General features: G+C 56.9%; 13 protein-coding genes. 12 read left to right on the top strand and 1 reads right to left on the bottom strand.

Going from position 1 to position 14,089, the window contains the following annotated elements; all coding sequences use genetic code 11:
* The first annotated feature begins 77 nt into the window (after positions 1-77).
* From pxpB to nei, 7 genes are read left to right on the top strand one after another with little or no spacing between them, the layout of a single operon-like run.
* Positions 78-734 (top strand): 5-oxoprolinase subunit PxpB, encoded by a 657-nt coding sequence (gene pxpB / locus H5P17_RS13780; RefSeq protein WP_063205875.1) that lies wholly within the window; start codon positions 78-80, stop codon positions 732-734.
* Positions 728-1,660 carry a 5-oxoprolinase subunit PxpC gene (gene pxpC / locus H5P17_RS13785; protein WP_182823496.1) on the top strand — a complete coding sequence of 311 codons (933 nt, stop codon included), beginning with the start codon at positions 728-730 and terminating at the stop codon, positions 1,658-1,660. Before pxpB ends, pxpC begins: the two co-directional genes overlap by 7 nt.
* On the top strand, positions 1,650-2,387 hold the full coding sequence (gene pxpA, locus H5P17_RS13790; RefSeq protein ID WP_044548909.1) for a 5-oxoprolinase subunit PxpA: 738 nt from the start codon (positions 1,650-1,652) through the stop codon (positions 2,385-2,387). Before pxpC ends, pxpA begins: the two co-directional genes overlap by 11 nt.
* A gap of 58 nt (positions 2,388-2,445) precedes the next feature.
* Positions 2,446-3,177, top strand: coding sequence for a DUF969 domain-containing protein (locus H5P17_RS13795; RefSeq protein WP_044548910.1), 732 nt, complete (start codon positions 2,446-2,448; stop codon positions 3,175-3,177).
* Positions 3,174-4,193, top strand: a complete 1,020-nt coding sequence (locus H5P17_RS13800; RefSeq protein ID WP_044548911.1) for a DUF979 domain-containing protein — start codon at positions 3,174-3,176, stop codon at positions 4,191-4,193. The genes H5P17_RS13795 and H5P17_RS13800 overlap by 4 nt, the downstream gene beginning before the upstream one ends.
* Before the next feature lie 9 nt (positions 4,194-4,202).
* Complete coding sequence (gene pcp, locus H5P17_RS13805) at positions 4,203-4,847, top strand: pyroglutamyl-peptidase I (RefSeq protein WP_182823498.1); 645 nt, start codon at positions 4,203-4,205, stop codon at positions 4,845-4,847.
* 56 nt (positions 4,848-4,903) lie between these two features.
* Entirely contained in the window at positions 4,904-5,695 is a 792-nt protein-coding gene (gene nei / locus H5P17_RS13810) for an endonuclease VIII (RefSeq protein ID WP_182823500.1), read from the top strand.
* A 56-nt stretch (positions 5,696-5,751) separates the two neighbouring features.
* Here the strand turns inward: nei and H5P17_RS13815 are convergent, their stop codons facing one another.
* The gene (locus tag H5P17_RS13815) at positions 5,752-7,044 is read right to left on the bottom strand and encodes a citrate synthase (RefSeq protein ID WP_020825670.1); all 1,293 of its coding nucleotides are present in this window, start codon (positions 7,042-7,044) and stop codon (positions 5,752-5,754) included.
* 733 nt (positions 7,045-7,777) lie between these two features.
* Here H5P17_RS13815 and sdhC point away from each other — a divergent pair.
* The 5 genes from sdhC to sucA all read left to right on the top strand — a co-directional run bounded on the left by sdhC (position 7,778) and on the right by sucA (position 14,084).
* The gene (gene sdhC / locus H5P17_RS13820; protein WP_020825671.1) at positions 7,778-8,167 is read left to right on the top strand and encodes a succinate dehydrogenase cytochrome b556 subunit; all 390 of its coding nucleotides are present in this window, start codon (positions 7,778-7,780) and stop codon (positions 8,165-8,167) included.
* Positions 8,161-8,508, top strand: coding sequence for a succinate dehydrogenase membrane anchor subunit (gene sdhD, locus H5P17_RS13825; protein WP_020825672.1), 348 nt, complete (start codon positions 8,161-8,163; stop codon positions 8,506-8,508). Before sdhC ends, sdhD begins: the two co-directional genes overlap by 7 nt.
* Before the next feature lies 1 nt (position 8,509).
* Entirely contained in the window at positions 8,510-10,276 is a 1,767-nt protein-coding gene (gene sdhA / locus H5P17_RS13830; RefSeq protein WP_020825673.1) for a succinate dehydrogenase flavoprotein subunit, read from the top strand.
* Positions 10,277-10,292: 16 nt separating this feature from the next.
* Positions 10,293-11,009, top strand: a complete 717-nt coding sequence (locus H5P17_RS13835; RefSeq protein ID WP_020825674.1) for a succinate dehydrogenase iron-sulfur subunit — start codon at positions 10,293-10,295, stop codon at positions 11,007-11,009.
* Between the two features lie 261 nt (positions 11,010-11,270).
* Complete coding sequence (gene sucA / locus H5P17_RS13840; protein WP_044548914.1) at positions 11,271-14,084, top strand: 2-oxoglutarate dehydrogenase E1 component; 2,814 nt, start codon at positions 11,271-11,273, stop codon at positions 14,082-14,084.
* Positions 14,085-14,089: the final 5 nt, after the last annotated feature.

Below are 14,089 nucleotides of genomic sequence, written 5' to 3' on the forward strand. Positions count from 1 at the left end.
GGTTGTTCTATTGACAGCCGGAGCGCTGTCGCGCATAACTGATGTGTTTTCATCGCGATAATAATAAGGAGAAAAGGGTGCAACGAGCACGATGTTACCTGTTAGGTGAACGCGCGGTAGTGCTTGAACTGTCGCCGCCGGTGACGCTGCCAAGCCAGCAGCGGATTTGGGCGCTGGCCGAAAAGCTGAATCATCATCCCGACGTGCGCGAAGTGGTGCCCGGCATGAACAACCTTACGCTGCTGCTGAAGACGCCGCAGGCCGACGCCGAAATGATGTTAGCGCTGTTGCAACAAGGTTGGGACAGCGAGCAGATCCTGGTGCCGGAATCGCGTCAGGTGGATATTCCGGTGATCTATGGCGGCCAGGACGGGCCCGATCTGGATGAGGTAGCGCGCCACACCGGCATGACTCCGCAGCAGGTAGTGGAATGCCACTCCTCTGCGGATTACGTGGTCTATTTCCTCGGTTTTCAACCTGGTTTCTCCTACATGGGCGGCATGCCGGACAAGTTGGCAACGCCGCGCCGTGCCGAACCGCGCCTGTCGGTGGCCGCCGGCTCCGTGGGTATCGGTGGCAGTCAGACCGGTATTTATCCGCTGGTGACGCCCGGCGGCTGGCAGTTGATCGGCCGTACACCTCTGGCGCTGTTTAATCCCTATGAAATGCCGCCCACCCTGCTGCGCCCCGGCGACAGCGTGCGGTTTGTGCCACAGAAGGAGGGCGTATGCTGAAGATCCTGCGTGCGGGCATTTACACCACGGTGCAGGATTTGGGCCGTAACGGTTTCCGTCGTCTGGGCGTCAGCCAGGGCGGCGCGCTCGACGAACCAGCGTTGAAGATCGCCAACCTGCTGGTGGGTAACGATGCCAATGCCGCCGGGCTGGAAATCACACTCGGGCAATTTAGCGCCGAATTTACCCGGCCAGGCTGGATCGCGCTGACCGGCGCCGGTTGTGATGCGCAACTGGACGGCAAGCCGCTGTGGACCGGCTGGCGTTATCAGGTCAGTGCGGGCCAGCAGCTGATGCTGAAAATGCCAAAACGCGGCATGCGCAGTTATCTGGCGATAGACGGTGGTATCACCGTGCCGGAAATACTCGGTTCGCGCAGCACCGACAACAAAGCCGCTTTTGGCGGGCTGGATGGACGTAACCTGCGAGATGGTGACTGCCTGCCGTTGGGAGCGGGGCGCGACTTGCGAAAGCAAAGCACCGGCGTGAAACAACTGTTGTTCAATAACCGTATCCGGGCCTTGCCGGGGCCGGAATATGACGAATTCAGCGAAGAGGCGAAAGAGTCTTTCTGGCGTACTGCCTGGCAGCTGAGCCCGCAGAGCAACCGCATGGGCTACCGCTTGCACGGCAGCAGCGCGCTGAACCGCACCACCGAACGCGAGATGTTGTCGCATGGCCTGCTGCCGGGCGTGGTTCAGGTGCCGCATAACGGTCAGCCGATCGTGCTGATGGCCGATGCTCAAACTACCGGTGGTTACCCGCGCATTGCCTGCGTGATCGAAGCCGATCTCTATCATTTGGCGCAGATCCGCCTGGGAGAGGCTATCCACTTTGTTCCCTGTACCCTGGCCCAGGCGCAGCGCGCCAAGGCCGAACAGGAGCACTTTATCCAACAGATTGCCTGGGGGTTAGATGAACGTTGATTTGAATGCCGATCTTGGCGAGGGCTGCGCTAACGATCGGGCGCTGCTGCAATTGGTCAGCTCGGCCAATATCGCCTGCGGTTTTCACGCCGGGGATGCGCAAACCATGCGCCAGTCGGTGCGTTGGGCGCTGCAGTACGGCGTGGCGATTGGCGCGCATCCGAGTTTTCCCGATCGCGAGAACTTTGGTCGTACCCGCATGCAGTTGCCGCCGGAAACGGTGTATGCGCAGGTGGTGTATCAACTCGGTGCGCTGGCGGCGATCGCCCGTGCAGAAGGCGGGGTAATGGTGCACGTGAAGCCGCACGGCATGTTGTACAACCAGGCTGCCGTGGAGCCGGCGCTGGCGGAAGCCATTGCCCGCGCGGTTAAAGCAGTCGATCCGGCTTTGCGCCTAGTGGGGCTGGCGGGCAGCGAACTGATCCGCGCCGGTGAAAAGCAAGGTTTGGCGACGCGACAAGAGGTCTTTGCCGATCGCGGTTATCAGGCCGATGGCACGCTGGTACCACGGGGTCAGCCAGGGGCTTTGATTACCAGCGACGAACAGGCGCTGGCGCAAACGCTGGAAATGGTACGCCACCATCGGGTTCGCACTCTGGACGGCACCTGGGCCGCCGTTCGGGCCGAAACCGTCTGCCTGCATGGCGACGGTGAACATGCGCTGGAATATGCGCGCACGCTGCGCCAACGTTTTGCCGTCGAGGGAATTAACGTCAGCGCTGAGTAGTAAGCAGTACACACAACATCACAAACTAAAAACTATTAGAAATTATCGAGGGAATACTATGGAACAGGCCGTTAACCTCTGGCCACTGATTGGCATTGCTGCCATCGTGGTCGGGTTTGTTTTACGCTTTAACCCCGTGCTGGTGGTGATTGTCGCCGGCATTATCACCGGGCTGGCGGCATTGATGCCGCTGGATGTGATCCTGGAAAAACTGGGTGAGGGTTTCTTGAATACCCGTAACCTGCCGCTGATCCTGCTGCTGCCCTTGGCGGTGATCGGTTTGCTGGAACGCCACGGTTTGAAAGAGCGTGCACAGGCATGGATCGCCAAGATCAAAAGCGCCACCGCTGGACGTTTGCTGATCGTCTATCTGTTCGTGCGCGAAATTACGGCCGCGATGGGGCTGACCAGCCTGGGCGGGCATCCGCAAATGGTGCGTCCGCTGTTGGCACCGATGGCGGAAGGGGCCGCGGAAAACCGTTACGGCGAGCTGCCGGAGCGTACGCGCCACCGCCTGCGCGCCATGTCTGCCGCGACGGATAACGTCGGGTTGTTCTTTGGCGAAGACATTTTTGTGGCCTTCGGTGCGATCATCTTCATGCACAACTTTATGCTGGAATCCGGTGGTATCCAGACCGAGCCGCTGCATATAGCCTTGTGGGGCATTCCCACCGCTATCTTTGCCTTCCTGATCCATGCGTTCCGGCTTTACCGGATGGATAAGCAGCTCAGCGCTGAATTGTCGCAGCTTAATCAGGCGGCGCTGCAGGCCAAAGGAGATGCCCAATGACTTTCCAACAACAATATCTCTATTGGCTGGCCGGCGTGGTGCTGCTGATTGTCGCCGTGATGTCGTTCCGCGATCGCGCCAACCCACGGCGCATTACCACCGGCCTGTTCTGGGCGTTGTACGGCGTGGTGTTCCTGGTCGGTGACTGGACCTATAGCCTGTTGGGCGACGTGCTGGGAGAGGGCAGTAACGAAAAACGCATGCTGCATATCATCGTCGGCGTGGTGGTAGTGGTCATGGCGTTGATCGCCGGCTTTGGTGGCGTGCGTCTGGGTAGCTATCATCAACGGACTCCCCAGCAGCGCGAAGAGAGCGCGAAACGCTTGGGTAACCGGCTGTTTATTCCGGCACTGGCCATCCCGGTGGTGACGGTGGTTGGCGTTCTGCTGTTCAACAATATTCCGTCACTGCAAACTGCGGTGTTCGGCAGCGGCAACCACGCTACCTTGATTACCCTGTTCTCAATGACCGCCGGTTGTTTGCTGGGGCTGGTGATTGCGGTGAAAATGACCCATGAAAAAGCGCTGCAACCGATTCAGGAAGCGCGCCGCCTGCTGGATTCCATCGGTTGGGCGTTTATTTTGCCGCAAATCCTCGCCACGCTGGGCTTGCTGTTTACCGCCGCAGGCGTTGGCACGGCCATCTCTCATCTGACTCAAGAGTATCTGGCGGTGGATAACCGCTTTATCGCGGTGGCGGTTTATGCCATCGGTATGGCGCTGTTGACCATGGTGATGGGTAACGCCTTTGCCGCTTTCCCGATCGTCACTGCCGGTATCGGCATCCCGATCCTGGTGCTGCAACACGGCGGTAACCCGGCGGTGATGGCGGCCATCGGCATGTTTTCCGGCTATTGCGGCACGCTGATGACGCCAATGGCTGCTAACTTTAATATTGTACCGGCGGCGTTGCTGGAATTGCCGGACAAGAATGCGGTCATCAAGGCGCAGGTGCCGACCGGGGTGCTGCTGCTGTTGGTGAACGTATTCCTGCTTTATTTCCTGATGTTCCTTTAAGGAGAACGCATGCAAAAGGTGTTGATCACGGGCTTTGAGCCCTTTGGCGGCGAGCGCGTTAATCCTTCGTGGGAAGTGGTAAAGCAACTCAATGATATGGAGCTTTCCGGCGCGCGCATTATTGCTCGCCAGTTGCCCTGCGTATTCGGCGCGGCGCTGGAAGCGCTCAATGAGGCGATTGATGACGTACAGCCAGTGATGGTGTTAGCTATCGGCCAGGCCGGTGGACGGACTGACATTACGCTGGAACGCGTGGCAATCAATATCGACGATGCGCGTATTCCGGATAATCAGGGGCAGCAGCCGATAGACGAGCCTATCGTTGAAAACGGGCCTGCGGCCTATTTCAGCACCTTGCCGGTCAAGGCGATGGTCGAAGCGATGCGTGAAGCGGGCATCCCGGCTTCCGTATCGCAAACGGCCGGCACTTACGTTTGCAACCATGTGATGTACGGCTTGTTGCACCGTTTAAGCAAACAGCAGGCGATCAAGGGTGGGTTCATTCATATCCCTTATCTGCCGGAGCAGGCTGCCGCACATCCTGGCGCTCCCAGCATGGCGGCAACCACGGTGTTGTTCGCGCTGGAACTGGCCATCTCCATTGCACTGCAGGTTGAACACGATTTGAAGGTCGTCGGCGGCGCGACGCATTAATCGCCGTTTTTCCCCGGCGCGGTTTGTCGCGTCGGGGGCTACTCAGGAGTGATTCTATGCCGGAAGGACCGGAGATTCGCCGGGCGGCAGATGCACTGGCGGCGGCGGTGATCGACCAGCCGCTGACCGACGTCGGTTTTGCCTTTCCCCAGCTTAAACACTATCGCGACCGGTTAATCGGTGAGCGGATCATTGCTATCGAGCCGCGTGGCAAGGCATTGCTGACCCACTTTTCCAATGGGCTGACGCTTTATAGCCATAACCAATTGTATGGCGTGTGGAAGGTGGTGAACGCAGGGGAAACGCCGAAAACCAAACGGGATCTGCGCGTACGGCTGGAAACGGCGGAGCGGGCAATTCTGTTGTACAGCGCTTCGGATATTACCCTTGGGCCGCGCGAGGAAATTGAACAGCATCCGTTTTTGCAACGTATCGGCCCTGACGTGCTGGATATGACGCTGACGGAAACGGTGGTAGAACAGCGGCTGTTGTCGCCGAGGTTTTGCCGCAGGCAACTGGGCGGCATGTTGCTCGATCAGGCGTTTCTTGCCGGGCTGGGCAATTATCTGCGCGCAGAAATTCTCTGGCAGGCTGAACTGGCACCGCAGCATAAGCCGCAGGATCTGTCGCCAGAGGCTTTGCAACGGCTGGCAAAGGCCTTGCTGGCGGTGCCGAGGCTGTCTTACCAGACTCGTGGGCAGGTGAATGAGAACCGTCATCACGGCGCGTTATTCAGCTTCAAGGTGTTTCACCGTAGCGGTGAACCCTGCGAACGTTGCGGCGCGATGATTGTCCGTACTTCGTTGTCGTCGCGGCCGTTTTATTGGTGTCCCGGCTGTCAGAAATAGCAAAAAAAAGCCGCCCATCGGGCGGCTTGTGCGGCTTTATGTAGGGTAAAGCGGCGTTATTTGTTTTTCACCTGAGATTTGAAATCGCGTTCGGCATAGCCGGTGTACAGCTGACGCGGACGGGCAATCTTGATGCCTTCGTCGTGCATTTCGTTCCAGTGTGCAATCCAGCCGATGGTACGGGCGATGGCGAAGATTACGGTGAACATGGAAGAAGGAATGCCCATTGCCTTCAGAATGATGCCTGAGTAGAAGTCGACGTTCGGGTACAGCTTCTTCTCGATGAAGTACGGGTCGTTCAGCGCGATGTGTTCCAGCTCCATCGCCACTTCAAGCAGGTTGTCGTCCTTCTTGTTCAGCTCTTTCAGCACTTCGTGACAGGTTTCGCGCATCACGGTGGCGCGTGGGTCGTAGTTCTTGTACACGCGGTGGCCAAAGCCCATCAGACGGAAGGAGTCGTTCTTGTCCTTGGCGCGTTTGATAAACTCAGGGATGTGCTCAACGGTCTTGATCTCTTCCAGCATTTTCAGCGCGGCTTCGTTGGCGCCGCCGTGTGCCGGGCCCCACAGGGAGGCGATACCGGCCGCGATACAGGCAAACGGGTTAGCGCCTGAAGAACCGGCGGTACGTACGGTAGAGGTGGAAGCGTTCTGCTCGTGGTCTGCGTGCAGGATCAGGATGCGATCCATTGCGCGTTCCAGCACTGGGTTCACCACGTATTCTTCACACGGGGTCGCGAACATCATGTGCAGGAAGTTACCGGCGTAGGACAGGTCGTTACGTGGATAAACGAACGGCTGACCCAGGGAATATTTGTAACACATGGCCGCCACGGTAGGCATTTTGGACAGCAGGCGGAACGCGGTGATCTCGCGGTGACGCTCGTTGTTGACGTCCAGCGCATCGTGGTAGAACGCCGCCAGGGCACCGGTCACGCCGCACAGCACCGCCATAGGGTGCGAGTCGCGGCGGAAGCCACGGAACAGATGGGTGATCTGATCGTGGATCATGGTGTGACGGGTGACGGTCGTTTTGAAGGTTTCGAACTCTTCTGCGGTTGGGGTCTCGCCGTACAGCAGGATGTAGCACACTTCCAGGTAAGAAGACTCTTTCGCCAGCTGTTCAATCGGGAAGCCACGGTGCAGCAGCACGCCTTTGTCACCGTCGATAAAGGTGATTTTGGATTCGCAGGAAGCGGTAGAGGTAAAGCCGGGATCAAACGTGAAATAACCTTTGGAGCCCAGGGCGCGGACATCGAGGACATCGGGGCCCAGTGTCGGGGATAATACGCCCAGTTCGATTGGAGCTTCACCATCGTTAATGGTTAGCGTCGCTTTCTTATCAGTCATTTACTGTCTCCTTAGCGCCTTATTTTAAAAACCTCTAACAACTGAAATACCTTAATTCTCCTCAGGTTGCCCGCAAAAAATGGTGCGGACGCTAACTCTGTGAGCGACTGCGCAAATGCGCGGGTAGGGTACAGAGTGCTAACCAGGCGAACGAGGCGGGTGACCAGTTGTTAACGATTCATCGGAATTCGTTATATTCTGTTAATCTTACCTACGACGTGTTCGGGGGTTGTTGAACCTATCCCAATAAACTGTTTTATATGCCTTATTTTATTTAATCTGCGGCGAACTGCTGCAAACATGCCCGGCAAAAACCGCCATTGGGATAGGTTCTGCCAAATACACTGTTGCATATCTTGAACACAGGGGGAAGTGTATCTGCTGACCTATAGCGCATCATAGGACCGTTTGTGCCCCTATATGTAATGGAATTGTTGATCTCTTGTCAAATCAGATAATTAATTTTGTGCCAATTGTGAAATTCGTGATCTAAATCACTGTTCGGGGGAAATGTTACCAAAGGGATTGTATGGGAATTGTAATCAGAATGTGATCCTCCTATACTGCCGCCAGGTCTCCGGGATACCCTGAAGTAGGAGCACCCAGCGTTATAACTACGCGCCGTTTAAGCACAGAGGATGTTGTTGTTTGAGCGCGTGACGTGTGAGGGTTTTGGCTCTTAACGCTGTCTGATCCCCGCCCAGGCCGGAGGAAGGAAAATAATAAGAGCTGTGTGGGCAAAAACGTGAAAAAACAAAGACCTGTCAACCTGGATCTGCAAACGATCCGGTTTCCCGTAACTGCGATAGCGTCCATCTTACACCGAGTCTCTGGCGTAATTACCTTCGTTGCCGTGGGTATCCTCCTCTGGCTGCTGGGCCTGTCTCTCTCTTCCCAAGAGGGGTTCATGCAGGCTGCCGCCATCATGAATAGCTTCGTTGTCAAATTCATATTCTGGGGCATCCTCACGGCGCTGGCCTATCACATTTGCGGTGGTATTCGCCACTTGTTAATGGATTTTGGCTATATCGAAGAGAGTTTAGCTGCCGGTACCCGTTCTGCCCAGGTGGCGATCGGTCTGACCGTCGTGCTGTCAGTTCTGGCTGGAGTCCTCGTATGGTAAACAATGTTTCTGCATTAGGACGCAACGGCGTACACGACTGGTTGTTACTGCGTGCTTCCGCTATCGTCATCACCCTGTATGTTCTGTATATCCTGGGCTTCTTCGTTACGGCTCCGGATCTCACCTACGAAATCTGGCGCGGCTTTTTCGCCACCTCTATTACGAAAGTGTTCACCCTGCTGACGCTGCTGTCGATTCTGGTTCACGCCTGGGTCGGTTTGTGGCAGGTCTTGACGGATTACGTCAAGCCTTTGGCGGTACGTCTGGTGTTGCAACTGGCGATTGTTGTCGTGTTGCTGGTCTATTTACTGTACGGAACAATCGTAGTGTGGGGTGCGTAAGATGAAACTGCCGATCAGAGAGTTTGATGCTGTAGTTATCGGTGCAGGCGGCGCAGGTATGCGCGCGGCACTGCAAATTTCTCAAGCAGGCTCCAGCTGTGCCCTGCTGTCCAAAGTATTCCCGACCCGTTCCCACACCGTGTCTGCACAGGGTGGCATCACCGTAGCCCTGGGTAACAACCACGATGATAACTGGGAATGGCATATGTATGACACGGTGAAGGGTTCCGATTATATCGGTGACCAGGACGCCATTGAATATATGTGTAAAACCGGCCCGGAAGCGGTTCTGGAGCTGGAGCATATGGGCCTGCCGTTCTCCCGTACTGACGAAGGTCGCATTTATCAGCGTCCGTTTGGCGGCCAGTCACTGAACTTCGGTGGCGCACAGGCGGCACGCACCGCGGCGGCAGCTGACCGTACCGGTCACGCGTTGCTGCACACCCTGTACCAACAGAATCTGAAAAATCACACCACTATCTTCTCCGAGTGGTATGCGCTGGATCTGGTGAAAAACCAGGATGGCGCAGTGGTCGGCACCACGGCTATCTGCATCGAAACCGGTGAAGTGGTTTACTTCAAAGCCAAAGCCACCGTGCTGGCGACCGGCGGTGCAGGCCGCATTTACCAGTCCACCACCAACGCCCACATCAACACCGGCGACGGTGTCGGCATGGCGCTGCGCGCCGGCGTGCCGGTGCAGGACATGGAAATGTGGCAGTTCCACCCGACCGGCATCGCCGGCGCCGGAGTATTGGTGACCGAAGGTTGCCGTGGCGAAGGCGGTTATCTGCTGAACAAACACGGCGAGCGTTTCATGGAGCGCTATGCGCCGAACGCCAAAGACCTGGCGGGCCGTGATGTCGTAGCCCGTTCTATCATGATTGAAATCCGCGAAGGCCGCGGCTGTGACGGTCCATGGGGCCCACACGTCAAGCTGAAGCTGGATCACCTGGGCAAAGAAGTGCTGGAATCCCGTCTGCCGGGCATTCTGGAACTGTCGCGCACCTTCGCGCACGTCGACCCGGTGAAAGAGCCGATTCCGGTCATCCCAACCTGCCACTACATGATGGGCGGTATTCCGACCAAAGTGACCGGCCAGGCGTTGACCGTGAACGAAAAAGGCGAAGACGTGGTGATCCCGGGCCTGTTCGCCGTGGGCGAAATTGCCTGCGTATCGGTGCACGGCGCCAACCGTCTGGGCGGCAACTCGTTGCTGGACCTGGTGGTGTTCGGCCGTGCCGCCGGCATGCATCTGCATGAGTCTCTGGCGGAGCAGGGCGAAAGCCGTGATGCCAGCGATTCTGATGTAGAAGCATCGCTGGATCGTCTGAACCGCTGGAACAACACCCGTTCCGGTGAAGATCCGGTAGAAATCCGTAAGGCGCTTCAAGCCTGCATGCAGCACAACTTCTCGGTATTCCGCGAAGGCGATGCGATGGCGAAAGGCCTGGAAGAGCTGAAAGTGATCCGTGAACGTCTGAAGAACGCACGTCTGGACGATACCTCCAGCGAGTTCAACACCCAGCGCATCGAATGCCTGGAGTTGGATAACCTGATGGAGACCGCGTTTTCCACCGCCGTGTCGGCCAACTTCCGTACCGAAAGCCGTGGCGCGCACAGCCGCTTCGACTTCCCGGAACGTGATGACGCCAACTGGCTGTGTCACTCGCTGTATCAGCCGCAATCGGAAAGCATGACGCGTCGTGAAGTGAACATGCAACCGAAGCTGCGCCCGGCATTCCCGCCGAAAGTGCGTTCTTACTAATTGCGGAGATCGATTGATGAAACTCGAATTTTCAATTTATCGCTACAATCCGGATGTTGATGACGCCCCGCATATGCAGGACTACAGCCTGGAAGCGGAAGAAGGTCGCGACATGATGTTGCTGGATGCCTTGATCCTGCTGAAAGAAAAAGATCCCAGCCTGTCGTTCCGTCGTTCCTGCCGTGAAGGCGTGTGTGGTTCCGACGGGATCAACATGAACGGCAAAAACGGCCTGGCTTGCATCACCCCGATCTCGTCGCTGCGCAAAGGCAACAACAAGATTGTGATCCGCCCGCTGCCTGGCTTGCCGGTAGTGCGCGATCTGGTGGTGGATATGGGTCAGTTCTACACCCAGTATGAAAAGATCAAACCTTACCTGCAGAACGACGGCAAGAATCCGCCGGCGCGTGAGCACCTGCAATCGCCGGAGCAACGTGCCAAGCTGGACGGACTTTATGAGTGCATTTTATGCGCTTGTTGTTCGACCTCTTGCCCATCATTCTGGTGGAACCCGGACAAATTCATTGGCCCGGCTGGCCTGCTGGCGGCATACCGCTTCCTGATTGACAGCCGTGACACGGAAACGGAAGAACGTTTAGACGATCTAGACGACGCTTTCAGTGTTTTCCGCTGCCATAGCATTATGAATTGTGTCAGTGTATGTCCTAAAGGCTTGAACCCGACGCGTGCTATCGGTCATATCAAGTCTATGCTGCTGCAACGCGGCGCATAAGTGGAATGAGATGCTGCGCCGGGCAGCTTCCGGCGCACATCACAAAGGAGGGAGCCTCTAAAAACTGCCCCGTGGCTGCGGCACTATGCAGCCAGGTTCGCCCGCCGGTTTTTAGAGGTTCCTTGTAAGGGACCGCAAGGTCCATAGCAGAACGTACCGTAAAAGTACGTCGAGTGAACCGTTTCTACGGCAAACCGTATCCATCACGGTAATTATGTTAACCACGGCGAAAACTAAAGCTTCAAAGCTTAAGGGATCATGATGCAGAACGGCGCAATGAAGGCCTGGCTGGATTCCTCCTATCTGGCGGGCGCGAACCAGTCTTACATAGAACAGCTCTATGAAGACTTCTTAACCGATCCGGGCTCCGTTGAAGATAGCTGGCGTTCCATTTTTCAACAGCTACCAACCGCGGGTGTAAAACCCGATCAGCTTCACTCTCAAACGCGTGACTACTTCCGCCGCCTGGCGAAAGACTCCGCGCGTTACAACACCACCATCAACGACCCAGACACCGATGCCAAACAGGTCAAGGTACTGCAGCTGATTAACGCCTTCCGTTTCCGCGGACATCAGCATGCCAACCTCGATCCGCTCGGTCTGTGGCAGCGTGAGCAAGTTCCTGACCTTGAACCCGCCTATCACAACCTGACCGAAGCCGACTTCCAGGAAACCTTCAACGTGGGTTCTTTCGCTATCGGCAAAGAAACCATGAAGCTGGGTGACCTGTATGCCGCGCTGAAGCAGACTTACTGCGGCTCGATCGGTGCGGAATACATGCACATTACCAACACTGAAGAGAAACGTTGGATCCAGCAGCGTATTGAATCGGTGGTGGGGCACGCCAGCTTTACCGATGACGAGAAACGCCGCTTCCTGAACGAACTGACCGCAGCGGAAGGTCTGGAGCGTTACCTCGGTGCCAAATTCCCAGGGGCGAAACGCTTCTCGCTGGAAGGTGGCGATGCGCTGGTACCGATGCTCAAAGAGATGGTGCGTCACGCCGGTAAGAACGGTACGCGCGAAGTGGTATTGGGCATGGCCCACCGCGGCCGTCTGAACGTGTTGATCAACGTACTGGGCAAAAAACCTGCCGATCTGTTCGACGAGTTTGCCGGCAAGCATAAAGAACACCTCGGCACCGGTGACGTTAAATATCACCAGGGCTTCTCCTCCGACGTAGAAACCGAAGGCGGCATGGTTCACCTGGCGCTGGCGTTTAACCCGTCGCACCTGGAGATCGTCAGCCCGGTGGTCATGGGCTCAGTTCGTGCTCGTCGTGACCGTCTGGACGAAGCGCGCAGCAATATGGTACTGCCAATCACCATCCACGGTGACGCCGCCATTACCGGCCAGGGCGTGGTTCAGGAAACCCTGAACATGTCGCAGGCTCGCGGCTACGAAGTGGGCGGCACGGTGCGTATCGTGATCAACAACCAGGTTGGTTTCACTACCTCCAACCCGTTGGATGCGCGTTCTACCGAATATTGTACTGACATCGCCAAGATGGTGCAGTCGCCGATCTTCCACGTAAATGCTGACGATCCGGAAGCGGTGGCCTTTGTGACCCGCTTGGCGTTGGATTTCCGTAACACCTTCAAACGTGACGTGATGATCGATCTGGTCTGCTACCGTCGCCATGGGCATAACGAGGCCGATGAGCCAAGTGCAACCCAGCCGGTGATGTACCAGAAGATCAAAAAACACCCAACGCCGCGCAAGCTTTATGCTGACGTGCTGACCGAACAAAAAGTCGCCAGCCTGGAAGATGCCACGGAAATGGTCAACCTGTATCGTGATGCACTCGACCGCGGCGATTGCGTGGTTGAAGAGTGGCGTCCGATGAACCTGCATAGCTTTACCTGGTCGCCGTACCTTAACCACGAATGGGATGAAGAGTACCCAAGCAAGGTTGAGATGAAGCGCCTGCAGGAACTGGCCCGTCGCATCAGCACCGTGCCGGAAGCGATCGAAATGCAGTCACGCGTAGCCAAAATCTACGCAGACCGGGCAGAGATGGCGGCAGGTAACAAAGCGTTCGACTGGGGCGCGGCGGAAACGCTGGCCTACGCCACCATGGTCGATGAAGGCATCCCGATTCGCCTTTCCGGCGAAGACGCCGGTCGCGGTACCTTCTTCCACCGTCATGCTGTGGTGCACAACCAGAAAAACGGTTCGGTCTACGTTCCGCTGGCCAATGTTCACAGCGGGCAGGGCGAGTTCAAAGTTTGGGACTCCGTGCTGTCAGAAGAAGCCGTATTGGCGTTCGAATATGGTTATGCCACCGCAGAACCGCGCACCCTGACCATTTGGGAAGCGCAGTTCGGTGACTTCGCCAACGGCGCTCAGGTGGTGATCGACCAGTTCATCAGCTCCGGCGAGCAGAAATGGGGTCGTATGTGCGGCCTGGTGATGCTGCTGCCGCACGGTTACGAAGGCCAGGGCCCAGAGCACTCCTCTGCGCGTCTGGAACGTTACCTGCAGCTGTGTGCTGAGCAGAACATGCAGGTGTGCATCCCGTCCACCCCGGCGCAGGTTTACCATATGCTGCGTCGTCAGGCGCTGCGCGGTATGCGTCGTCCGTTGGTGGTGATGTCGCCGAAATCTCTGCTGCGTCATCCGCTGGCGACTTCATCCCTGGATGAGCTGGCTAACGGTACCTTCCTGCCGGCGATCGGTGAGATCGACGAGCTGGATCCGAAAGCGGTCAAACGCGTGGTCATGTGCTCCGGTAAGGTCTATTACGATCTGCTGGAACAACGCCGCAAGAACGACCAGAAAGACGTGGCTATCATCCGCATCGAACAGCTGTACCCGTTCCCGCATCAGGCCGTTCAGGCGGTGCTGGAGAAGTATGCTCACGTGCATGATTTCGTCTGGTGTCAGGAAGAGCCGCTGAACCAGGGCGCCTGGTACTGCAGCCAACACAACTTCCGTGAAGTGGTGCCGTTCGGGGCTTCTTTACGTTACGCCGGACGTCCAGCCTCTGCCTCACCGGCAGTCGGTTATATGTCCGTACACCAGAAGCAGCAACAGGCTCTGGTTAATGACGCGCTGAATATTGTTAAAGATTAAGGGAA

The organism is Serratia sp. OS31 (assembly GCF_014164835.1).
In the GTDB taxonomy this organism is placed as follows: Bacteria; Pseudomonadota; Gammaproteobacteria; order Enterobacterales; family Enterobacteriaceae; genus Serratia; species Serratia liquefaciens_A.